The organism is Microbacterium sp. KU4F, from assembly GCF_056868075.1.
The window spans coordinates 1,672,203-1,694,871 of the sequence record NZ_CP200324.1; the positions used below are offsets into that span (position 1 = coordinate 1,672,203).

General features: G+C 69.9%; 17 protein-coding genes. 6 read left to right on the top strand and 11 right to left on the bottom strand.

Annotation, left to right across the window (positions count from 1 at the left end; translation table 11 throughout):
• Positions 1-49 precede the first annotated feature (49 nt).
• From AC1VNH_RS08575 to pxpA, 5 genes are all read right to left on the bottom strand, one after another.
• Positions 50-784 carry an alpha/beta fold hydrolase gene (locus tag AC1VNH_RS08575; RefSeq protein ID WP_483110870.1) on the bottom strand — a complete coding sequence of 245 codons (735 nt, stop codon included), beginning with the start codon at positions 782-784 and terminating at the stop codon, positions 50-52.
• A 238-nt stretch (positions 785-1,022) separates the two neighbouring features.
• On the bottom strand, positions 1,023-4,898 hold the full coding sequence (gene rpoC, locus AC1VNH_RS08580) for a DNA-directed RNA polymerase subunit beta' (RefSeq protein WP_243233149.1): 3,876 nt from the start codon (positions 4,896-4,898) through the stop codon (positions 1,023-1,025).
• Between the two features lie 44 nt (positions 4,899-4,942).
• Positions 4,943-8,446: a DNA-directed RNA polymerase subunit beta gene (rpoB, locus tag AC1VNH_RS08585; protein ID WP_344229129.1), complete on the bottom strand. Its 3,504-nt coding sequence runs from the start codon at positions 8,444-8,446 to the stop codon at positions 4,943-4,945.
• Positions 8,447-8,613: 167 nt separating this feature from the next.
• Positions 8,614-10,230: a 5-oxoprolinase subunit B/C family protein gene (locus tag AC1VNH_RS08590; RefSeq protein WP_483110871.1), complete on the bottom strand. Its 1,617-nt coding sequence runs from the start codon at positions 10,228-10,230 to the stop codon at positions 8,614-8,616.
• Positions 10,224-10,979, bottom strand: a complete 756-nt coding sequence (gene pxpA, locus AC1VNH_RS08595) for a 5-oxoprolinase subunit PxpA (protein ID WP_483110873.1) — start codon at positions 10,977-10,979, stop codon at positions 10,224-10,226. Before pxpA ends, AC1VNH_RS08590 begins: the two co-directional genes overlap by 7 nt.
• 33 nt (positions 10,980-11,012) lie before the next feature.
• Here pxpA and AC1VNH_RS08600 point away from each other — a divergent pair, with 33 nt between their 5' ends.
• The 3 genes from AC1VNH_RS08600 (at position 11,013) to AC1VNH_RS08610 (ending at position 13,202) form a co-directional block, all read left to right on the top strand.
• The gene (locus AC1VNH_RS08600; RefSeq protein ID WP_344229135.1) at positions 11,013-11,879 is read left to right on the top strand and encodes a spermidine synthase; all 867 of its coding nucleotides are present in this window, start codon (positions 11,013-11,015) and stop codon (positions 11,877-11,879) included.
• A gap of 268 nt (positions 11,880-12,147) precedes the next feature.
• The gene (locus AC1VNH_RS08605) at positions 12,148-12,675 is read left to right on the top strand and encodes a hypothetical protein (protein ID WP_483110874.1); all 528 of its coding nucleotides are present in this window, start codon (positions 12,148-12,150) and stop codon (positions 12,673-12,675) included.
• Positions 12,676-12,713: 38 nt separating this feature from the next.
• Positions 12,714-13,202 carry a SprT-like domain-containing protein gene (locus AC1VNH_RS08610; RefSeq protein WP_243231325.1) on the top strand — a complete coding sequence of 163 codons (489 nt, stop codon included), beginning with the start codon at positions 12,714-12,716 and terminating at the stop codon, positions 13,200-13,202.
• A 4-nt stretch (positions 13,203-13,206) separates the two neighbouring features.
• On the opposite strand, the gene AC1VNH_RS08615 is transcribed toward AC1VNH_RS08610, so the two are convergent.
• Positions 13,207-13,815, bottom strand: a complete 609-nt coding sequence (locus AC1VNH_RS08615) for a 2-phosphosulfolactate phosphatase (protein WP_483110875.1) — start codon at positions 13,813-13,815, stop codon at positions 13,207-13,209.
• A 75-nt stretch (positions 13,816-13,890) separates the two neighbouring features.
• Here AC1VNH_RS08615 and AC1VNH_RS08620 point away from each other — a divergent pair, with 75 nt between their 5' ends.
• Positions 13,891-14,388, top strand: a complete 498-nt coding sequence (locus AC1VNH_RS08620; RefSeq protein WP_483110876.1) for a hypothetical protein — start codon at positions 13,891-13,893, stop codon at positions 14,386-14,388.
• 38 nt (positions 14,389-14,426) lie between these two features.
• Here AC1VNH_RS08620 and AC1VNH_RS08625 read toward each other — a convergent pair whose 3' ends face one another.
• The 5 genes from AC1VNH_RS08625 to AC1VNH_RS08645 all read right to left on the bottom strand — a co-directional run bounded on the left by AC1VNH_RS08625 (position 14,427) and on the right by AC1VNH_RS08645 (position 20,166).
• Positions 14,427-15,812, bottom strand: a complete 1,386-nt coding sequence (locus AC1VNH_RS08625) for an ABC transporter permease (protein ID WP_483112712.1) — start codon at positions 15,810-15,812, stop codon at positions 14,427-14,429.
• A gap of 65 nt (positions 15,813-15,877) precedes the next feature.
• Positions 15,878-16,645, bottom strand: a complete 768-nt coding sequence (locus AC1VNH_RS08630) for an ABC transporter ATP-binding protein (RefSeq protein WP_483110878.1) — start codon at positions 16,643-16,645, stop codon at positions 15,878-15,880.
• Between the two features lie 295 nt (positions 16,646-16,940).
• A complete protein-coding gene (locus AC1VNH_RS08635) occupies positions 16,941-17,585 on the bottom strand; it encodes a response regulator (RefSeq protein ID WP_483110879.1) in 645 nt (214 codons plus the stop codon).
• Positions 17,582-18,748: a sensor histidine kinase gene (locus tag AC1VNH_RS08640; protein WP_483110880.1), complete on the bottom strand. Its 1,167-nt coding sequence runs from the start codon at positions 18,746-18,748 to the stop codon at positions 17,582-17,584. Before AC1VNH_RS08640 ends, AC1VNH_RS08635 begins: the two co-directional genes overlap by 4 nt.
• Before the next feature lie 56 nt (positions 18,749-18,804).
• A complete protein-coding gene (locus AC1VNH_RS08645) occupies positions 18,805-20,166 on the bottom strand; it encodes an aminotransferase class I/II-fold pyridoxal phosphate-dependent enzyme (protein WP_483110881.1) in 1,362 nt (453 codons plus the stop codon).
• Between the two features lie 146 nt (positions 20,167-20,312).
• Between AC1VNH_RS08645 and AC1VNH_RS08650 the strand changes: the two genes are divergently transcribed.
• Both AC1VNH_RS08650 and hydA read left to right on the top strand, forming a co-directional pair.
• Positions 20,313-21,161, top strand: a complete 849-nt coding sequence (locus AC1VNH_RS08650; protein WP_483110882.1) for a nitrilase-related carbon-nitrogen hydrolase — start codon at positions 20,313-20,315, stop codon at positions 21,159-21,161.
• Positions 21,162-21,175: 14 nt separating this feature from the next.
• Entirely contained in the window at positions 21,176-22,612 is a 1,437-nt protein-coding gene (hydA, locus tag AC1VNH_RS08655; RefSeq protein WP_483110883.1) for a dihydropyrimidinase, read from the top strand.
• Positions 22,613-22,669: the final 57 nt, after the last annotated feature.

Genomic DNA, 22,669 nt, shown 5'->3' on the forward strand with positions numbered 1-22,669 from the left:
ATCCACGCTACGCGTCGCATCCGGCGAAGCGCGGCAGCGGCACGCGGCGTCAGGCGCGGGCGGGAACGTGATCGGCAATCCAGCCGTGGACGAGTCCCATGAATCCCGCATGGTCATCGCGGAAGACGGTGTGGCCCGACCCCGGCAGCACCGTGACCGTGAGCCCGTCACCGCGCATCGCCGCGGCGACGGTACGGGTGATCAGCAGGCTCTTCTCCGCCAGCACGACCAGACTCGGCTGCCGGGGTCGACGCGGCGCGACGAGCGCGCGGGTGTCGGCGAGTCCGAGGATCGTGCGCTTGTCCCAGGCCTGCAGCGATGACAGCTCGAGGTCGATGTCCTGCGTGCTCCAGCCGGGGTTCATCCGGCGCAGCATCCGCCGACGCGGCTTGGGTGCGATGGCGAACGCCAGCTTGTACGCGAGCCCGCGCACGCCGCTCGGGAAGGCGAAGGCGGGGTCGACGTAGACGGCGGCACGGGGTGCCAGGCGCTCGGCCACGATGCTCGCGACGAGCGCTCCGAGGGAGTGCCCGACGATCAGATCCGGCGCGTGCGCGAGCACGGGTTCCAACGTCTCGACGACATCCTCGGCCCAGGCGGCGGGCGAGTAGCTCCGAGCCCGGGGGCTCCGGCCGTGTCCGGCGAGGTCTACGGCCAGCACGCGGAAGCCCGCATCCTCGAGGTCGTCGCTCACACGGTGCCACGCCCGCGAGTCGGACATGATGCCGTGGATGAGGATCGCGGTGCGCGCACCGGAGCCTGAGGAGCGGACGGCGAGCTGCATGCCGACACGGTAACCGGCCGGCCTTGGCGCGAGCCGAACGCTCGCTATGCGGACGGGGAACGACGAAGGCCCCCGAGCCGGAGCTCGGGGGCCTTCGTCGTCAGTCGGGACCGACTCGATCAGTCGTCTTCGCGGCTGTGCCGCTCGACAACCTCAATCAGTCGTCTTCGCGGCTGTGCCGCTCGACAACCTCAATCGGCTCGGGGGAACGAGCTCACTCGTTCCCCTCTCGCCTCAATCAGTTGTAGGTCCCGGGGGTGAAGTCATCCGTCGAGAAGCTGTCGAAGTCGACGTAGCTCAGGTCGGAATCGCTGTACGCACCGTCCGAGGCGAAGATGCGGTTGGGGTACCGCTCGCTCTTGGCCTCTTCGGTCGCCTCGACCGTGACGTTGCGGTACTTCGACAGGCCGGTCCCCGCGGGGATCAGCTTTCCGATGATCACGTTCTCCTTCAGGCCCACGAGCGGGTCGCTCTTGCCCTCCATGGCGGCCTGCGTCAGAACGCGGGTCGTCTCCTGGAAGGAAGCGGCCGACAGCCACGACTCGGTCGCGAGCGAGGCCTTCGTGATACCCATCAGCTCCGGGCGGCCGGAAGCGGGGCGCTTGCCCTCGGCCACGGACGCGCGGTTGATGTCGATGAAGCGACGCGAGTCGACCATCTCGCCGGGCAGCAGCGTGGTGTCGCCGTGGTCGACCACGGTGACCTTGCGCAGCATCTGGCGGACGATGACCTCGATGTGCTTGTCGTGGATCGGGACACCCTGCGACCGGTACACACCCTGGACACCGCCGACGAGGTACTTCTGCACCTCACGGGCGCCCATGACGCGCATGATCTCCTTCGGGTCGAGCGTGCCGACCTGAAGGGGCTGACCGACCTCGACGCGCTGGCCGTCCTCGACGAGCAGGGTGGCGCGCTTGAGCACGGGGTAGACGTGCGGCTCGTCACCGTTGTCGGGCGTGAGGATGACCTTCTTCTGCTTCTCGGTCTCTTCGATCGTGATGCGTCCGTCGGCCTCTGCGATGGGCGAGGACCCCTTGGGGGTACGCGCCTCGAAGAGCTCCTGCACGCGGGGCAGACCCTGCGTGATGTCTTCGGCCGAGGCCGAGCCACCGGTGTGGAAGGTACGCATCGTCAGCTGGGTACCGGGCTCACCGATCGACTGGGCCGCGATGATGCCGACGGCCTCGCCGATGTCGACGACCTTGCCGGTCGCGAGCGAACGGCCGTAGCACTTCGCGCACACACCGACGGCGGAGTCGCAGGTCAGGACCGAGCGCACCTTGATGGAGGTCACGCCACCCTCGACCAGGCGGTTGATGAGCACGTCGCCCACATCCGAACCGGCCTCGGCGAGCACCTCGCCGCTCGGGCTGACCACGTCCGCGGCGAGCGTACGGGCGAACACCGAGTTCTCGACGTTGGCGTCCTTGATGAGCACCCCGTCGGCACCCGCGGCGGCGATGGGCAGCTCCAGACCCTTGGTCGTGGCGCAGTCCTCCTCGCGGATGATGACGTCCTGCGACACGTCGACGAGTCGACGCGTGAGGTAACCCGAGTCGGCAGTACGCAGAGCGGTGTCGGCGAGACCCTTACGGGCACCGTGGGTCGCGATGAAGTACTCCGCCACGCTCAGACCCTCGCGGTACGAGGAGATGATCGGGCGGGCGATAATCTCACCCTTCGGGTTGTTCACCAGACCACGCATACCCGCGATGTTGCGGATCTGCAGCCAGTTACCACGGGCACCCGAGCTCACCATCCGGTTGATGGTGTTGTCGGCCGGGAAGTGGCTCTTCATGGCCGCCTGGACCTCATCGGTCGCAGCCGTCCAGATCTTGATGAGCTCCTGGCGACGCTCGGCGTCGGTGGTGAGACCCTTCTCGTACTGGGACTGGACCTTCGCGGCCTGCTTCTCGTAGCCCGCGATGATCTCCGCCTTGTTCGGCGGGGTCAGCACGTCGCTGAGCGCGACCGTCACACCCGAACGCGTGGCCCAGTAGAAACCGGCGTCCTTGATGCGGTCCAGGGATGCAGCGACCTCGACCTTGGGGTACTCCTCGGCCAGCTTGTTGACGATCTGCGACAGCTTGCCCTTGTCGGCCTGCTCGCGGACGAACGGGTAGCCCTTGGGGAGCGTGTCGTTGAAGATCGCCTGACCGAGCGAGGCGTCGACGAGACCGTGACGCTCGTAGCCCTCGGGGGCTTCGCCCTCGAGGAAGGTCAGACCGGGAACGCGGATGCGGACCTTGGCCTGCAGGTCGAGGGTGCCCTCGTCCTTGGCCAGGATCGCCTCGCCGACCGAACCGAACACGCGGCCCTCACCGACGGCACCCTCCTTGACCGTGGTCAGGTGGTGCAGGCCGATGATCATGTCCTGCGAGGGCAGGGTGACCGGACGGCCGTCCGACGGCTTCAGGATGTTGTTCGACGCGAGCATCAGGATGCGGGCCTCGGCCTGCGCCTCGACCGACAGCGGCAGGTGCACAGCCATCTGGTCACCGTCGAAGTCTGCGTTGAAGGCGGCACACACGAGCGGGTGGAGCTGGATGGCCTTGCCCTCGACGAGCTGCGGCTCGAACGCCTGGATGCCCAAGCGGTGCAGCGTGGGGGCGCGGTTGAGCAGCACCGGACGCTCGCGGATGATCTCCTCGAGCACGTCCCAGACCTCGGGACGCGTGCGCTCGACGGCGCGCTTGGCGGCCTTGATGTTCTGCGAGTGACCGAGGTCGATCAGGCGCTTGATCACGAACGGCTTGAACAGCTCCAGCGCCATCTGCTTCGGCAGACCACACTGGTGCAGCTTCAGCTGCGGGCCGACGATGATGACCGAACGGCCCGAGTAGTCGACGCGCTTACCGAGCAGGTTCTGACGGAACCGACCCTGCTTACCCTTCAGCATGTCGCTGAGGGACTTGAGGGCGCGGTTGCCGGTACCCGTGACGGGGCGACCGCGACGACCGTTGTCGAACAGCGCGTCGACGGCCTCCTGCAGCATCCGCTTCTCGTTGTTGACGATGATCTCGGGAGCACCGAGGTCGATCAGACGACGAAGACGGTTGTTGCGGTTGATCACGCGACGGTAGAGGTCGTTCAGGTCGCTGGTGGCGAAGCGGCCACCGTCGAGCTGGACCATCGGGCGCAGCTCCGGCGGGATGACCGGGACGACGTCCAGGACCATCGACGCCGGCGACATGCCGGTCGACAGGAACGAGTTGACGACCTTGAGGCGCTTGATCGCGCGGATCTTACGCTGGCCCTTGCCCTCCGAGATCTGCAGACGCAGGCTCTCGGCCTCGGCGGCCAGGTCGAAGCTCTCCAGACGGCGCTTGATCGACTCCGCACCCATGTGGGCCTCGAAATACTGGCCGAAGCGGTCGACGAGCTCGTTGAAGATCTCGTCCTCGGGCTTCAGGGCACCGACCTCGAGGGAGCGGAACTCCTCCCAGACGCGCTCGAGCTTGGCGATCTGCTCGTCACCGCGCTTGCGGATGAGAGCCATCTCCTTCTCGGCCGCATCCTTGGCCTTCTTCTTGGCGTCGGCCTTGGCGTCCTCGGCCTCGAGAGTCGCGAGCTCCTCCTCGAGGGCGGCCAGACGAGCGGCCACACGGGCGTCGCGGCGGTCGCCGAGGTTCTTGATCTCGAGACGCAGGTTGTTCTCGTGGGTGGGGAGGTCGCGGTGGCGGCCTTCCTCATCGACGGAGATCACCATGTACGCGGCGAAGTAGATGACCTTCTCGAGGTCCTTCGGCGCCATGTCCAGCAGGTAGCCCAAGCGCGAGGGGACGCCCTTGAAGTACCAGATGTGGGTGACGGGCGCGGCGAGCTCGATGTGGCCCATGCGCTCGCGACGGACGGAGCTCTTGGTGACCTCCACGCCACAGCGCTCGCAGACGATGCCCTTGAAGCGGACGCGCTTGTACTTGCCGCAGGCGCACTCCCAGTCGCGCGAGGGTCCGAAGATCTGCTCGCCGAACAGACCGTCCTTCTCGGGCTTCAGGGTGCGGTAGTTGATCGTCTCGGGCTTCTTGACCTCGCCGAAGGACCAACGACGGATGTCGTCGGCCGTGGCCAGCCCGATGCGGATCTGGTCGAAAGTGGTGGATTCGAGCACTGGTTCTCCTGTGTGCCTAATAAATCTCGGTGAGTGAGCCGGGGTCAGATCTCGTCGATGGACGAGGACTCGAACCGGCTGGAGATGTTGATGCCGAGCTCCTCCGCCGCGCGGAAGGCGTCGTCATCGGTGTCGCGCAGGTTGACAGCCGTACCGTCGGCCGAGAGGACCTCGACGTTCAGGCAGAGCGACTGCATCTCCTTCATGAGCACCTTGAAGGACTCGGGGATACCGGGCTCCTGGATGTTCTCGCCCTTGACGATCGCCTCGTACACCTTGACGCGGCCGAGGATGTCGTCGGACTTGATCGTGAGGAGCTCCTGCAGCGCGTAGGCGGCGCCGTAGGCCTCGAGGGCCCACACCTCCATCTCACCGAAGCGCTGGCCGCCGAACTGCGCCTTACCACCCAGCGGCTGCTGCGTGATCATCGAGTACGGACCGGTCGAGCGCGCGTGGATCTTGTCGTCCACGAGGTGGTGCAGCTTCAGGATGTACATGTAGCCGACGGAGATCGGTGCCGGGAAGGGCTCTCCGCTGCGACCGTCGAACAGCGTGGTCTTACCGCTGGAGTCGATCAGTCGCACGCCGTCACGGGTGGGGTTCGTCGAGTCGAGCAGACCCGCGATCTCCGACTCGAACGCACCGTCGAACACCGGGGTGGCGACCTTGGTGCCGGCGGGGGCCTCGAAGGCCTCCTTCGGCAGGTTCGCGGCCCACTCCGGGTTGCCCTCGACCTTCCAACCCTGCTGGGCGATCCAGCCGAGGTGGAGCTCGAGGACCTGGCCGAAGTTCATTCGACCGGGGATACCGAGCGGGTTGAGGATGACGTCGAGCGGCGTGCCGTCGGCGAGGAAGGGCATGTCCTCGACGGGGAGGATCTTCGCGATGACACCCTTGTTGCCGTGGCGGCCGGCGAGCTTGTCGCCCTCGGTGATCTTGCGCTTCTGGGCGATGTAGACCACGACGCGGCGGTTGACGCCCGAGCCGAGCTCGTCGTCGCCGTCCTCGGCGTTGAACTCCTTGACGGCGATGATCGTGCCCTGCTCGCCGTGGGGCACCTTCAGGGAGGTGTCACGGACCTCGCGGCTCTTCTCGTTGAAGATCGCGCGCAGCAGGCGCTCCTCGGCGGAAAGCTCGGTCTCACCCTTGGGCGTGACCTTGCCGACGAGGATGTCGCCGGGGCGGACCTCGGCACCGATGCGGATGATGCCGCGCTCGTCGAGGTCCTTCAGCAGGTCGGGGCTCACGTTCGGCAGGTCGCGCGTGATCTCCTCCTTGCCGAGCTTCGTGTCGCGGGCGTCGACCTCGTACTCCTCGATGTGGATCGAGGAGAGGGTGTCGTCCTTCACGAGCTCCTGGCTGAGGATGATCGCGTCCTCGAAGTTGTGACCCTCCCACGTCATGAACCCGACGAGCAGGTTCTTGCCGAGGGCGAGCTCGCCGTTCTCGGTCGCGGGACCGTCGGCGATGACCTCGCCGGCCTCGATGCGCTCACCGGCGGAGACGACCACGCGCTGGTTGTACGACGTGCCCTGGTTGGAGCGGTCGAACTTGCGCAGGAAGTAGTCGTCGGTGCCGCCCTCATCCGTCTGGATGGTGACGACGTCGGCGGAGACCTCGGCCACCACACCGGAACGCTTGGCGGTGACGACGTCACCGGCGTCGACGGCGGCGTAGCCCTCCATACCGGTTCCGACCACGGGGGACTCGCTGCGAACCAGCGGCACGGCCTGGCGCTGCATGTTCGCACCCATGAGGGCGCGGTTCGCGTCGTCGTGCTCGAGGAAGGGGATCAGCGAGGTCGCGACCGACACCATCTGGCGCGGGGAGACGTCCATGTAGCCGATCTCGTCGACCGGGAACAGGTCGACCTCGCCACCCTGACCGCGACGGGCCAGCACGCGGTCCTGTGTGAAGGAGCCTTCGGCGTCGAGCTCGGCACCGGCCTGGGCGACGATGAAGTCGTTCTCCTCGCTGGCGGTGAGGTAGTCGATGTCGGTGGTGACGCGACCGTTGACGACGCGGCGGTACGGGGTCTCGATGAACCCGAACGCGTTGATACGCGCGAAGGAGGCGAGCGAACCGATCAGACCGATGTTCGGGCCTTCCGGCGTCTCGATCGGGCACATGCGGCCGTAGTGCGAGGGGTGGACGTCACGGACCTCGACGCCGGCACGCTCACGCGAAAGACCACCGGGGCCCAGCGCGGACAGGCGACGCTTGTGGGTCAGACCCGCGAGCGGGTTGTTCTGGTCCATGAACTGCGACAGCTGCGAGGTTCCGAAGAACTCCTTGATCGCCGCGACGACAGGACGCACATTGATCAGGGTCTGGGGCGTGATCGCCTCGATGTCCTGCGTGGTCATGCGCTCGCGGACGACGCGCTCCATGCGCGACAGACCCGTGCGGACCTGGTTCTGGATGAGCTCGCCCACCGCGCGGATGCGGCGGTTGCCGAAGTTGTCGATGTCGTCGACGTCGATGCGGATCTCCGCCTTCTTGCCGGCGCGCACGCCCTCGAAGGTCGTGTCGCCGCGGTGGAGGCGGACGAGGTACTTGATGGTCGCGACGATGTCGTCGACCGTGAGCACCGAGTCGGTCAGCGGGGTGTCGAGGCCCAGCTTCTGGTTGATCTTGTAGCGACCCACCTTGGCCAGGTCGTAGCGCTTGGACGAGAAGTAGAAGTTGTCCAGCAGCGCACGCGCAGCCTCGGCGGCGACCTGCTCACCCGGACGGAGCTTGCGGTAGATGTCGCGCAGCGCGTCTTCCTTGGTGAGGATCGTGTCCTTCTCGAGGGTCTCCTCGATCGAGCTGAAGCCCGCGAACTCGTTCATGATGTCTTCGCTGGACAGGCCGAGCGCCTTCAGGAAGACGGTGACCGACTGCTTGCGCTTGCGGTCGATGCGCACGCCCACCTGGTCGCGCTTGTCGATCTCGAACTCGAGCCAGGCGCCGCGGCTGGGGATGACGCGAGCCGAGACGATGTCCTTGTCGCTCGTCTTGTCGGCGACGCGGTCGAAGTACACACCGGGCGAACGCACGAGCTGCGACACGACGACGCGCTCGGTGCCGTTGATGATGAACGTGCCCTTGTCGGTCTGGAGCGGGAAGTCGCCCATGAAGACCGTCTGCGTCTTGATCTCACCGGTCTGGTGGTTCATGAACTCGGCCTCGACGTAGAGCGGGGCCGCGTACGTCTTGCCGCGCTCCTTGCACTCCTCGATGGAGTACTTCTCGGGCTCGAGGTAGGGGTTCGTGAAGCTCAGCTGCATCGTCTCGCTGAGGTCTTCGATCGGGGAGATCTCCTCGAAGATCTCCTCGAGACCGCTCGTGGCCGGCACATCGGTGCGACCGGCGGCCTGCGCCTCGGCGACGCGTGCCTTCCAGGCGTCGTTGCCGACGAGCCAGTCGAAGGACTCCGTCTGCAGCGCGAGAAGGTCGGGGACCGTCAGCGTGTCGGTGATCTTCGCGAAGGACAGACGCGAAGCGCCGCGTCCGTTCTTGGGGGTCTTGGTGGTGGGGGTGCTTGCGTGGGGCGCGGCAGCCAAGGGATAACCTCCATGGGCCCGGGCGGGGGCTCGTGATTCTGATGTCAGATGGAGTGCTCGATCTTCCCGACGCGTTCGCACCGCACGCCGCTATCTGCGGGGGCACGTACGCAGGCCGACCACCATATGAGGGCATGGGAGGAGGGAGCGCAAAGACCAACTATATGTCAGATGACGCGCCGTGTCCAGCGGAATTCTTGACGAGTTTCGCGACCTGCGGTATAACCGCGCGTCGACCCGTGAGCGCTCATCCGACGGGCCTGATCCGCACCCGGGTACCGGGCCTCGCCTGCGCGAGCCGGCCCAGGGAGTCGGCCGTGGCGACGGCGATGACCGGGTACCCGCCCGTGACCGGACCGTCCACCCCGAGCACGACCGGTCGTCCGTCCGGCGGCACCTGCAGCGCGCCCGGAATCATGCCCTCGCTCGCCAGCCTCTCCCGCGCGGATGCGGGTCAGTCCGGGCCCTTCCAGGCGCACGCCGATGCGATCGGCGGCCGCGGACACGTGCCACGGGCCGGCGTACAGCGTCCGCCCGGCGTCGGCCGCGAACCAGTCGACACGCGGCCCCGGCACCACCTCCAGGGTCACGTCACCGGGGGCGGGCGCCGTCCACGGGACCGCGTCGATCGGCGGCACCTCGCCCGCGACCTCCGCCCCGGCGGGCAGCTCGTCGCCCGCCGGGAGCGGGGCGGGACCGAGGCCGGCGAGGGTGTCGGTCGCGCGGGAGCCCGCCCTGCGGGGCACGTCGATGCCGCCGCGCACCGCGAGATAGGCGCGCAGGCCCGAGGCGAGGGGGCCGATCTCGAGCACCGAGCCCGCGGGCCAGAACAGCGCGCGGTGCGGGTCCGCATCCCTGCCGTCAATGCGTATCGCACCCAGGCCGCCCGTCACCGCGATCCACCGATCGGCGAGCGCCGTCGCCCGGAACGGCCCCAGCAGGATCTCGACGACCGCGGCCGTGTGCGCTGAGCCGACGAGGCGATTGGCGAGGGCGGCCGCGCGCCGATCGGCCGCTCCGGACACGGCGATCCCCATCGCACCGGCGCCGGGCCGCCCGAGGTCCTGGATCGTGGCGAGCGGACCGGAAGCCTCGATACGCAGCGCCGGCGCGCCCGTGACCGCCGCCGGCGGCGATACGGGGAGCTCGACGCGCGCCCGCTCGGGGCGGAAGCGCACGCGCGTCCCGGCGGTCAGCAGGGCCGGGACGGCCGCATCCGGATCGAAGAGCGGGGCTGTCGTCGTGCCGATGAGCCGCCATCCCCCCGGCGTCGCCCGCGGGTAGGTGCCCGTGAATCCCGCGGCGAGCGCGACGGCGCCGGCGGGCACGCGCGTGCGGGGGGCGTCGAGGCGCGGGATGTCGAGGTTCCATCCTTTCCCCACGAGATAGGCGAATCCGGGAGCGAACCCCGTGAACGCGACCCGCCAGGGCGTGCGCACATGCCGCTCGACCAGCTCCGTGGGCGACATGCCCGCCCAGCGCTCCGCGTCGACCAGGTCGATGCCGTCGTAGGCGGTGGGAATCGTCACCTCCGGGGCGTCGCCGTCCGTCCGGGGTGCGACCGCATCCGCCGCCGTGATCCACGCCCGCAGCGTCGCCGCCGCAACGCGGCACGGGTCGAAGCGGACGAGCACGGTCCGCGCCGCGGGGATCAGCTCTTCGACGCCGTCCGGAGCGGATGCGGCAAGCGCCGCGTGCAGGCCCAGTACCGCATCCAGGTCGTCGAGCTCGATGAGCAGGCCGCCCGCCCCGAAGGGCAGGACGCGGCGCCCGTCGGTCACCACGGCGCCCGCACCTCGACCCCGGCCGCCGCCAGTGCGGTGCGCACGGCCACGGCCATCTCCACCGCTTCAGGAGTATCGCCGTGCAGGCACAGGGAGACCGCCTCGGTGCGCACGACGGAGCCGTCGACAGCGACGACCTCGCCCGTGGTCGCCAGGCGCACCGCCCGCTGGGCGACCTGCTGTGGGTCGTGGAGCAGGGCCCCCGGCATGCCCCGGGGCACGAGCGTGCCGTTCGGCAGGTACCCGCGGTCGAGGAACGCCTCGCCGAAGAACGGGACGCCCGCATCCGCCGCCGCGTCGCGCAGGCGTTCTCCGAGTCCCAGCACGGGCACGAGCCGGCCGAGCTCGGCGGCGAGGGCGGCGACTTCGGCGACGACCGCCGACGCTGTCTGCGGATCGCTACCCGCCGCGTGGTACAGCGCTCCGTGCGGCTTCACGTAGCGGATGTCGGCACCGGCTGCGCGCAGCGCGCCCAGCTGTGCGGCGAGTTCGCCTCGGAGCCGGGCGGGCGCGATCTGCAGGGCCTGTCGCCCGAATCCCGCACGATCGGGATACGACGGGTGCGCCCCGATGGCGACGCCCCGCGCCGCGGCGAGCGCGACCGCGGCGCGCATGGCGTCAGGGTCACCCGCGTGGCCGCCGCACGCGACGCTGGCGCTGGAGACCACCGCGAACATCGCCGCGTCGTCCGCGGTCGGCTCGCCCTCGACGGTCTCGCCGAGGTCCGCGTTCAGATCGATCGAGGGCATGTGCACACGGTAGTGCCGCCGTACTGTGGAGTCATGGCCCGCGCGCGCTACGAGCACGTCTCGCATCCGGAGGCGAGACTGTCGGACGGTTCGATCGCCCGCATCGCGCCCTCGTCGTTCACGAGCGGATTCGAGCTCGATGTCGCCGGCACCCCCCAGTCGCACGTCGACCTCGACGATCCGACCCACCTGCACTTCGAGTACATCGGACGGATGGCGGCCGTCATCGACCAGCTGCGGCTGCCCGGTCAACCGCTCACCGCGGTGCATCTCGGCGGGGGCGCCCTCACGATCCCCCGCTACATCGCCCACACGCGCCCCGGTTCCCGTCAACAGGTCATCGAGCTCGAGCAGGCGCTCGTCGACCTGGTGCGCACGAACCTCCCGCTGCCGCGCGGCGCGCAGATCCGGGTGCGCATCGGGGACGCCAGGGCGGGGCTCGCACGGCTGCCCGACTCGCTGGCGGGCAACGTCGACCTCCTCGTGTCCGACGTCTACGCCGGGGCCCAGACGCCCGCCCACCTGACCACCGTGGAGTTCTACCGCGAGGCCGCGCACCTGCTCGCCGCGGACGGCGTGCTTCTCGTCAACGTGGCCGACGGCGCGGGCCTCGCCTTCGCTCGACGTCAGGTGGCGACCGTGCGGGAGGTGCTCCCGGAGATCGCGCTGCTCGCCGAGGTGCAGACGCTCAAGGGACGACGCTTCGGCAACCTCGTGCTCGCCGCATCCGCCGCGCCCCTGCCGACGGCATGGCTGCCGCGCCTGATGGCGGCGGGACCGCATCCGGCGAAGGTCGCGATCGGTGCGGAGCTCGACGAGTTCGTGCGCGGCGCGGTCCCCGCGACGGATGCGACCGCCACCCCCTCGCCGAAACCCGCCGCCTCCCTCTTCGAGCTCTGAGGTTCGCTCCGACCGCGGCTTCTCCGACCGCGGCTTCTCCGGCCGCGAGACTGCATTTCGAGCACGAGATCACTGTCATCACCCGTGATCTCGTCGTGGAAATGCAGTCTCGCGGGATAAGCGGGGGCGGATGGGAGCGGGGTGAGGGGCCGACGGGACGAAGCGCGCGCGGGGCGGGAAGGTGGGGGCGGGCCGACGCGGCGTGCCTGAAGCGCCCGGCGGCAGAGGTCGGCGACACTGGATGCGGCGCCGGCACGAAGGGAGCAACGTGAGCTATATCAGGGGGCACCACCCGGAGACGCTGCGTGAGATCGTCGACGAGCGGGAATGCCTGGAGCGGCTCGAGGAGATCGGCTCACAGCGCAGCCTCGCCGCGCTGATGGAGCGCGTCTGGCTGTTGAAGGTCACCGGCCAGCTCGACGAGGCGCTCCTCGTGGCCGAACAGACGGTGCGCACCGCGCGCATGGCCGGCACCCGCAAGGATCTGCTGCGCGCCCGCATCCTGCACGCCACGGTGCAGCAGGAGCGAGGCCAGCTCGGCGCCGCGGCGCACGAGCTCACGACCTGCGCCGAGGAGGCCGAGGGCCAGGGCTGGGCCGGCATCGCCGCCTTCGCCTACCAGCACCGCGGCAAGGTGCACCTGGACGGCGAAGACCTGGATGCGGCCCGCGCCGACTTCAAGCGCACACTGTTCCTGCGCCAGCAGGCCGGGGCGCCGGAAGAGCAGCTGGAGACGACGCTGCTCGCCATCGACACGGTAGATCGCCGCCGCATCGCGGCGAGCGTCGCCAGCTGAGCCGCCCCGCTGTCCGCGGCTCGATCTACGCTCGTCCCATGTCGGATCTGCAGCGCGTGCGCGTCTGGGCGGAGGCCCTGATCGCCCTGCACCTCGATGAGGGCTGGAGCTTCGGTTTCGACAACGCAAAACGTCGCGCCGGTCTCTGCGACTACACGAAGCGCCGCATCAGCCTGTCGCGCTATCTGAGCGCCCGCTACGACGACGACACCAACCACCAGACGCTCCTGCACGAGGTCGCGCACGCACTGGCGGGCTCCGCCGCAGGGCACGGGCCGGCGTGGAAGCGCGTCGCCCGCGAGCTCGGATACGTCGGCGGCGCGACCCACCACGGCGAGACGGCCACCGACCTCGCTCCCTGGGTAGGCGTGTGTCCCAACGGACACGTCGTCTACCGACACCGCAAGGCGACCCGTCCGACCTCCTGCGCGAGCTGCGCCGCGCGCTACGACCCGCGCTTCGCGTTCACCTGGACCCGGCGCGAGATCACGCGTGCGGCGCGGATGGCGGCGTCCACGCCGCGCTGAGGCCTCAGGCTGCGACGAAGACGCCGTCCCGCAGCACCGGGACCACGGATGCGGCATCGAGCGTCGCGGCAGCCAGGACCGCATCGCGCTCCCCCGTCTCCAGCAGCGCCTGTCCGCTCGCGCTCGCCGTCAGCAGATGCCGCACCGCGCCCCGCAGACCACGGAACGACTCGCAGGCTGCGGCCGCCTCGGGCGAGGTGTGGTCGAGCCCGAGAGAGCCGAGCGCGTCGATCACGGCGCCCGCGCCGAGCTGGTCCTCGACCGCGGCGCGCCAGCCGGCCGCATCCGCATCTCCCGCGGCGATCACCGCGACCGAGGTGCGCGCGCCGCGACGCTGCTGCTCCGCCAGCACCGCTGCGGCGACGGACGCCGCGTTGCGCAACGCGCCGAGCAGCACGAGGGCACCCGCATCGTTCGCGGCGCCGGCGAGATCCGCGACCCCCGTCTCCGCCAGCGGGACCGCGCGACCGGCGGCGACCGCATCCACGACCTCGGTCGAGGCGGAAAGCACATCCACGATCACGACCACGTCGGATGCGGCGAGTCGGCGCACCCCAGAAGCCCCCCACTCGAAGCGGATCTGGTAACGCGACTGGTCGGCGGTCTCGGGCATCCATCCAGACTAGGACGAGCCCGGCCCGGCGCAGAGCCGCGTGACGTCGCGAGACGCGCGGGGCAGACTGGGGCCATGCGCATCCTGCTGAAGTTCGTCATCGACTGCGATCCGGATGCGGCCTGGCGAGCGCTGCATTCGCCGCGCGCCGTCGCAGAGCTCTACGGTCCGCTGATCGACATGCAGCCCCTCAGTCCGCTGCCCACCAGCTGGGAGAGCGGCCAGGACGTCGCCGTAGGGCTCTTCGCCGGCGGACTGCTGCCCCTCGGTTCGCAGCTCATCTCGGTCAGCGACCGCGCGGTCGACGAGCTCCGCGGCCCGGTGCGGATCTTCCGCGACTCGGGGGCGCCGCTGACCGGCCCCCTCGCGTCGCTGGACGTGTGGGACCACCAGATGGCGGTGAGCCCCGCCGGATACGGCCGCACGCTCTGGCGTGAGCGGCTCGTGATCGAGGGTCGTACCGCCCCGCTGTTCTGGCCGGTGCTGTGGGCGACGTGGCAGTGGCGGGCCTCCCGCATCCGCGCGCTCGCGCCCTCCTGGGCGCACGATCCGGAAGCCGCCGCCGCGGTCTGAGCGGGCCCGCACGCTCCGGCACGGGCCCGCCTCACGGCTCACGCCTCGGCGAGCGCCTCGATGGGGGCGACGCGTGTGGCGAGCCGGGTCGGCACGACGGCCGCGACGAGGGTCAGCACGGTCGTCGCCGCGACGATCACGAGCACGGGGATCGGTGGGATGGCCGGCAGCACGAAGGTGGGCTCGGGCGGACGGGTCGGATCGATCGGAACGGAGCCCAGCAACGACTGGGCCCCGGCCCACCCGTAGGCGATGCCGAGCAGCAGCCCGGTGACGGTGGCCGCGATCGTGATGTGAGCGGCCTCGCGCAGCACCATCGCGCGCAGCTGCGCGTTCGAGACCCCGAGGGTGCGCAACAGGCCGAGTTCACGGCGCCGCTGCACCACACCCAGCGTCAGCAGGTTGACCAGACCCACACCCGCGATCACGGCAGACACGGCCACGAGCCCCATCATGACGGCGGAGAAGGTGTCGAGCACGCGCGACATGTCGTCGTCCAGGACTCCGCCGCCGGCCGCGGTCAAGACGGCCTTCGTCGAGGCGATCGCGACGGCGAACATCGTGATGAGGGTGACGCCCATGACGACACCGATCGCCATCCGGCTCGAGCGCTCGGGGTAGCGCAGCGCGTTCTGCGCCGCCAGTCGCGACATGGCCGAACGACCGAAGACCGAGCCGACCAGACGCAGGACGGGCGGCATCACGAGCGTCGCACCGAGCGCCAGTCCGGTGAAGGAGAGCACGCCGCCGAAGAAGGCGATGATCACGCCGGTGGGGCTGACGAGGCCGTACGCGATTCCGCCGCCGAGCAGGAGCGCACCCAGCACCAGTAGGACGAGCGCCGAGACGTTGCGTCCGGTGCGCCGTGCGGCGCGGGCGTAGGGCGCCTCCACTGACCCGCCGAGGGCCTCGAGCGGCGTGACGGTGAGCACCCGCCGCGATCCCGCCCATGCGGCAACCCACGTGGTCAGTGCGACGATCACCGCGGGCACCACGAGCATCGGCTCCACGGGCGTGAACGAGACGTCGAGGCCCAGCATCCAATCGGCCGCTCCGACCCCGATGACCGCCACCAACGTTCCGCCGACGAGGCCCAGAAGCGCTCCGATCGCGCCCACGACGAGACCCTGCCGCGCGAGCTCCGTGCGCTGCGAACGCGCAGACGCGCCGATGAGGCGCAAGAGAGCGATCCGGCGCGTGCGGCCGGCGACGACCGTGGCGAAGGTGTTGGCCGTGACGACCGCCGCGACGTAGACCGCGACGCCCACCAACAGGACGGTGAGGAAACTGAGCACGAAGGCCAGAGTTCCGCTGTCGCCGATGTAGGGATCCGCGCGCAGGAGGGCCGCGATGTACCCGGTGGCGGAGATGAGGACGACGCCGAACGCCGTGGAGATGGCGGAGACGAGAATGCTCGCCCCCATCCCGCGCTCACGTAGCCACGACAGCGGAGCGGTGCGTGCCGGGCCTGCGGCGAGGACGGCGCCGCTCACGCGACCGCTCCCTGCTCCGCGGCGAGCATGAACGCGGCGATCTGCTCGGCGCTCTGCCCGCGGTGGTCGGCGACGACGCGGCCGTCGCCGAGGTAGATCACGCGGTCGGCGTGACTCGCGGCGATCGGGTCGTGCGTGACCATCGCGATCGACTGCCCGTGCTCGCGGCTCGCCGCGCCGAGCAGAGCCAGGACCTCGCGCCCGGTGCGGGAGTCGAGGTTGCCGGTCGGCTCGTCGGCGAAGAGCAGATCGGGCGCCGTGGCGAGCGCACGGGCGATCGCCACACGCTGCTGCTGTCCTCCGCTGAGCTCGTGGGGTCGGTGCGTCAGACGCGAGCGGAGCCCGAGCGTCTCGACGAGCATGTCGATCCGCGCGCGCTCGATCGCCGACGGGCGGCGGCCGTCGAGGTCGAAGGGCAGCGTGATGTTGCCGATGACGTCGAGCGTCGGTACGAGGTTGAAGGACTGGAACACGAAGCCCACCCGGCGGCGCCGGAGAATGGTCAGCTCGCGATCGCCGAGGCCGGTGATGTCGGTGTCGCCGATCCACACCGATCCGCTCGTCGGGGCGTCGAGGCCGGCCATGATGTGCATGAGCGTCGACTTGCCCGAGCCGGAGGCGCCCATGATGGCGGTGAACTCGCCGCGGCGGATGCCGACCGCGACGTCGTCGAGAGCGCGGACGGCGCCGGCGCCGCTGCCATAGGTCTTCGTGAGCCGCGAGACACGCGCGGCGAGGCCGAGTTCACTGGAGGAGGTGTGCATGTCTCCGACGCTATGAATCGGGCGGGATCGGCCGCGTCGCCCGCCGGGCGTATCCGCATCCTTCTGGCGGATGATTCGCGGGAGCGCGCGGATGGTGGGGCCGGGACACCGGGCGGGGCAGCGGGGCCGGGACGCGGGGCGGTGGGGCGAGGCGGCCGGTGCCGTGAGCGCCACACTTTTCCGCATCCGCGACAGTGAATGACTGTGGCGGATGCGGGAAAGTGGCGCATCTGCGCAACTGCGACGCAACTCGGGCACCCACGGGCGGGCGCCCACAGGCGGGCACCGGGGAGGGTCAGACGAGGCCGTGCTCGAAGGCGAAGACGACGAGCTGCACCCGATCGCGCAGGGCGAGCTTGGCGAGGATGCGGCTGATGTGGGTCTTCACGGTCGCCTCCGACAGGAACTCCCGCTCCGCGATCTCGGCGTTGGAGAGGCCTCGGGCGGCGAGCGCGAAGATCTCCCGCTCGCGGTCCGTCAGCGCCTGCCAGGCCGGCGGCGCCGCGACGGCCGGGGGCGAGAACTGCGCGAACAGGTCGCGCGTCGCGCTCGCGGCGATGACGGCGGATCCCGCGTGCACCGTGCGGATGGCTGCGAGGAGGAACTCGGGATCGGCGTCCTTGAGCAGGAACCCGCTGGCCCCCTCACGGATGGCGCGCGCCGCTGCCTCATCCAGATCGAAGGTCGTCAGCATCACGATTCGGGGCGCATCGGCGTCGCGCAGCAGCTCCGCCGTGGCCGCCAGGCCGTCGAGGCGGGGCATCCGGATGTCCATCAGCACGACGTCGGGGCGTTCGCGGCGCACCACCTCGATCGCCTCGACGCCGTCGCCGGCCTCGCCCACGACGCTCAGGTCGGGCTGAGAATCCACCAGCATGCGGATGCCGGCGCGGAAGAGCGCCTGGTCGTCGACGAGGACGACACGCACCGGGGCGCTCATACCGCGACCCCGATCGGCAGGTACGCATCGACGACGAAACCATCGTCGGTGGCGCCGGCGAAGAGCGTTCCGCCCACGAGCTGCGCGCGCTCGCGCATGCCGACGAGGCCGTGCCCGCCGGCGTCCTCCAGCATCCGCTGCGACTCGCGAGAGGGGGAACGCAGCGCATTGCGCACGGTTGCTCGCACGTGATCACTCTGCCACGCGAGCCAGACCTCCACCGGGCCGTCGCCGTGGCGCAGGGCATTGGTGAGGGCCTCCTGCAGAATGCGGAAGACGGCGAGCTGCACGGCCGCCGGCACATCCTGTGGCGGCACCGGAGCGATCTGCACCCGCAGATCGACCCCCGTGGCGTGCACCTGGGCGAACAGGGCGTCGAGGTCGGCGAGCGTCGGCTGCGGCCCCGCACCCTGCTGATGACGCAGCTGCGTCAGCAGCAGGCGCACATCCGTCAGCGCCGAACGCGCCGTGGACGAGATCGTCCCGAGCGCCGTGGTCGCAGCGGCCGGGTCGGCCGCCGCCGCGTATCGGGCGCCGTCGGCCTGGGCGATCACTACCGCGAGGGAGTGCGCCACGATGTCGTGCATGTCGCGGGCGATCCGCATCCGCTCGGACTCGATCGCCACCTGCGCACGCGCCGCGTCCCTCGCCTGCCGGGTCTCTCTGGCGCGTGCCGCGGTGCGCACCAGCGCGCCCGCGGTCCACGAGAGCCCGAGGGCGAACAGCGCCGCCAGCATGACGAACACGGCGATCGGCAGGCTCCGCCAATCGAGCCCGGACGTCGCCATATAGGTGTTGACGAAGACGAGGTAGATCGCGATGGCCGCGGAGCCCGCGACCGCGGAGGAGAACCCGAGCCAGAACAACAGCCGCGTCCCGTAGGCGGCGGTCGCGTACAGCACGACGAAGATCGCCACGTTGCTGAGCATGGGCGGCAGTCCCATGGCCATCTGGGCGAGGGCGGACACCCACGCGACGGCCAACGCCAGGAACGGCGAGAATCGGCGCAGGCCCAGCGCCACCGCCATACCGAGCGACACCAGCACGCCCCACACCTGGTCCCCCGTCGAGGGGATGTACAGCACGAAGCCGGTGATGCCGAAGAACCCGAACGCGAGAACGGCATCGACGAGCCGTTGCACGGGCGAGAGGCGGCGGAACACCCTGACACGCTACGCGGACGATCCGGCACCCGCATCCGCCTAGCGATGTATCCGGATCAGCGTCCGTTCGCGCGCGCGGCGGCGGCGAGGGCGGCCGCCGCGCCCTGGGCATCGCCGGCGGCGATGAGACCCGCCGTCACGCGCACGTGGGGCGCGCGCGCCTCGCCCGCCACGAACGGCGCCCCCGCCGCGACCACGATCCCGGCGGCGGCGAGTTCGACCATGGCTGCTCGCTCGTCGACGACGGGCACCCACAGATTGATCCCATCCGGCGGCACGAGCGGGATCCCCTCTCGCCGAAGCGCCCCCACCATCGCCTCCTGCCGGTCCCGGTAGGCGAGGCGGGCGCGCTTCACGGCGGCGACGGAGTCCGGTCGGGTGAGCATGTCCAGCAGCACGCTCTGCAGCAGGCGCGAGGTCCACCCCGGCCCCAGCATCCGGCGTGCGATCACACGGTCCAGCACCCGGGCAGGACCCCCCATCGCGGCGATGCGGAGGTCGGGCCCGTGCGACTTCGAGAAGCTGCGCACCTGAACGACCTGATCGGGCAGCCAGCGGGCGAGCGTCACCGCGGGCGCCATCGCGATGAGGCCCGAATGATCGTCTTCGACCACGAGCACCCGGTCGCCGTCGCGCGCTGCGCGGATCGCGCCCGCGAGCTGCTGTGCCCGCATCGAGGTCATCGAGGCTCCGGTCGGATTCTGCGCCCGCGGCTGCAGCAGCACCGCCGACGGATGCCGGGCGAGCGCCCGGGTGAGGGACGCGGGCACCATCCCCTCGTCGTCGACGTCGACCGGCACCGCCTCGGCCCCGAGCGCATCCAACAGGTCGAAGAAGTAGGGGTAGCCGGGAGACTCGATCGCCACGCGGTCGCCGAAGCGCACGGTCTGCTCCATCACCCGCGCGATGCCGTCCATCGCGCCGTCGACGACCGTCAGCGTCTCCACCCGCGAGGGCCAGCTCTCCCGCAGCACGTCGGCCAGCTCGGGAAGGACCGGGACATCGTGGTATCGCCCCGCTCCCGCTCGCAGGTCGACGCGCTCGAAGGCTGCGCCCAGCGGCGGCAGCAGGGCGGGGTCGGGCATGCCGGATGCGAGATCCCAGCCGGCGGGCGCCGCCCCCGACAGGCCCTTCACGCGCGGGGTGAGCCACGCACGACGAGGCGCACGCACGAAGCTTCCCGCCCTCCCCCGCGACACGATGACGCCGGCGCGCGCGAGCGCCTGCCACGCCGCACTGACCGTCGCCGGGCTCACCGAGAGCGCCGCAGCGACCTCGCGCACGGTGGGCAGACGGTCGCCGGGCGCGAGCACGCCGTCGGTCACCAGACGTCCCAGTTCGCGGGCGATCCCTTCGGGACTGCGTTCACCGGCCGCAGCGATCCGTGCTGCGACCGGGTCTTTCGCCGAATCAGTCACGGGTGCACCATTAACCATCACGTCACAGGCTGAAACCGAAGAGAAATGTTCAGTCAGAAAGATAACAGAACGGGGATGACCCGCCGGAGCCACTCCGGTCCCCGTCGCTGCGAGGGTCCTCCACGAGAAACGACCGGGAGGCGATGATGACGACGGTACGCGCAGCGATCACGCAGACGACGTGGACGGGCGACAAGGCGTCCATGCTCGACAAGCACGAACAGTTCGCTCGGGATGCGGCAGCCGCCGGCGCCCAGGTGATCTGCTTCCAGGAGCTGTTCTACGGCCCCTACTTCGGCATCACCCAGGACAAGAAGTACTACCGCTACGCGGAACCCGTGGACGGGCCCATCGTGCAGCGGTTCGCGGCTCTCGCGAAGGAGCTGTCGCTCGTGATGGTGCTCCCGATCTACGAGGAGCAGCAGACCGGCGTCTACTACAACACCGCCGTCGTGGTGGATGCGGACGGCTCGATCGCGGGCGTCTACCGCAAGAACCACATCCCGCACGTCGAGAAGTTCTGGGAGAAGTTCTACTTCCGTCCCGGAAACCTCGGCTACCCCGTCTTCGATACCGCGGTCGGCAAGGTCGGCGTCATCATCTGCTACGACCGGCACTTCCCCGAGGCATGGCGCGAGCTGGGCCTGAACGGCGCGCACCTCGCCTTCAACCCCAACGCGACCAAGCCGGGCCTGTCGAACCGCCTGTGGGAGGTCGAGCAGCCGGCCGCGGCCGTCGCGAACGGATACTTCGTGCTCGCGCCGAACCGCGTGGGCCGCGAGGACAACGAGTACGGCGACGAGGCTGTCACCTTCTACGGCAAGAGCCAGATCGTCGACCCGCGCGGCAACTACGTCGGCGAGCTCGGCTCGGGCGAGCACGAGGAGATCCTCATCCGCGATCTCGACATGGATATCGTGCAGCAGATGCGCGACGACTGGCAGTTCTTCCGCGACCGCCGGCCCGACACCTACGACGAGATCACGGCCCCCTGAGAGGCGGAGCGATCATGACCACCACACTCATCACGGGCGGCACCGTCGTCTCCGCCACCGGCCGAGTGACGGCCGATGTCCTGGTCGACGGCGAGCGGATCGTCGCGGTGCTCGCACCCGGCTCCCAGCTGTTGGGCAGCGACCTCACCGCATCCGTCGACGCCGTCATCGACGCGACCGGCAAGTACGTCATCCCCGGGGGCATCGACGCCCACACGCACATGCAGCTGCCGTTCGGCGGCACGAGCGCGTCCGACACCTTCGAGACGGGCACGCGCGCCGCGGCCTGGGGCGGCACGACCACGATCGTCGACTTCGCGGTGCAGCGCACCGGCGAGCGCGTGCAGGACGGCCTCGCGCACTGGCACGAACTCGCCGCGGGCAACTGTGCGATCGACTACGGGTTCCACCAGATCGTCGGCGGCGTGGATGCGGATGCGCTGGCGGCCCTGCCCGGACTCATCGACGAGGGCATCACGAGCTTCAAGATGTTCATGGCCTATCCGGGCGTGTTCTACGCCGACGACGCGCAGATCCTTCGCGCCATGCAGGTCGCCGCCGACACGGGCCTGCTCACGATGATGCACGCCGAGAACGGGCCCGTGATCGATGTGCTCGCCGAGCAGCTCGTCGAAGCCGGCAAGACCGACCCGTACTTCCACGGGATCGCCCGCGCGTGGCAGGCCGAGGAGGAGGCGACGCACCGCGCGATCATGCTCGCGAACCTGACCGGCGCGCCGCTGTACGTCGTGCACGTGAGCGCGAAGCAGGCCGTCGAGCAACTCGCCACCGCGCGGGACAAGGGACAGAACGTGTTCGGCGAGACGTGTCCGCAGTACCTGTATCTCTCCCTGGAGGAACAGCTGGGAGCCTCGAGCGAGCAGTGGGGGGCGTTCGAGGGCGCCAAGTGGGTCTGCTCCACGCCGCTGCGCTCGCGGGCCGAGGGCCACCAGGACCACATGTGGCAGGCGCTGCGCACGAACGACCTGCAGATGGTCTCCACCGACCACTGCCCCTTCTGCATGAAGGGGCAGAAGGAGCTCGGTCTCGGCGACTTCCGCGCGATCCCCAACGGCATCGGCTCGGTTGAGCACCGGATGGACCTCATGTATCAGGGCGTCGTGACCGGCGAGATCACCCTCGAACGCTGGGTCGAGCTGACCAGCACGACCCCGGCACGCATGTTCGGCATGTACGGGCAGAAGGGCGTCATCGCACCCGGCGCGGATGCGGACATCGTGATCTACGACCCCAACGGGCACACCTCGATCGGTGTCGACAAGACCCACCACATGAACATGGACCACTCGGCGTGGGAGGGCTTCGAGATCGACGGGCACGTCGACACGGTCATCGCGCGCGGCAAGGTCGTCGTCGATGCCGGCCAGTACCTCGGCCGGGCCGGCGACGGCCGGTTCGTCAAGCGCGGCCTGAGCCAGTACCTCATCTGATGACACGTCTGCGTTTCGTCTCGCGGCTCTCGCTCAACGACCGGGGGCTCAGCTCGC